General features: G+C 68.2%; 2 protein-coding genes. Both read left to right on the forward strand.

All coding sequences use genetic code 11. The features are described from left to right. Positions 1 to 384 (forward strand): glutathione S-transferase C-terminal domain-containing protein (locus AC1DWF_RS35070; RefSeq protein WP_476843079.1); only part of this gene is annotated, 384 nt, incomplete at its 5' end. Continuing rightward, positions 384 to 674: VOC family protein (locus tag AC1DWF_RS35075; RefSeq protein ID WP_476843080.1), on the forward strand; the 291-nt coding region annotated here is incomplete at its 3' end. The genes AC1DWF_RS35070 and AC1DWF_RS35075, both read left to right, overlap by 1 nt.

Raw genomic sequence — 674 nt, forward strand, 5'->3', positions numbered from 1 at the left:
GCGCAGGCGCGCAGCGTCGCCTCCGAGATGCACGCCGGATACCGGGAGCTCCGCATCGCCATGCCGATGAATGTCGGCCGCAGTTTTCCCGGGTTGCGCCGGACCGAGGGCGCACTGGCCGATATCAGCAGGATCGAGGCGCTCTGGGCCGAATGCCTGGACATCAATGACGGTCCGTTCCTCTTCGGCGCGGACTTCACCCTCGCCGACGTGATGTTCGCGCCGGTCTGCGCGCGCTTCCTCACCTGGCAGCCGGAACTCTCCGCGAAGAGCCGCGCCTACGTGGACGCCGTGCGCGCGCATCCGCTGGTGGACCAATGGTACCGCGACGCCGCGGCCGAGCCGGCCGAGTGGCAATTGCCGAAATACGAGGAGATCGCCTGATGGCGGAGACCGCGCTCGCGCTCGACCATGTCGGCGTCTGCAACATGGATCTCGCGCCGATGACGGCGGCCTATGAGGCGCTGGGCTTTTCGCTCTCGCCCATCGCGCAGCAATCCGGCCGCCGCACGCCCACATCGGAGGTGGAGCTCTATGGCAGCGGCAACCGCTGCGCCTTCCTCACCCATGGCTATATCGAGCTGCTGGCCGTGCTGGACCCGACGCGCTTCGACAACGACCTCGGCCGCTTCACCGCGCGCTATGGCGGCGTGCATATCCTCGCGCTCGGCGTG

It is taken from the genome of Aminobacter sp. P4_D5 (assembly GCF_056401815.1).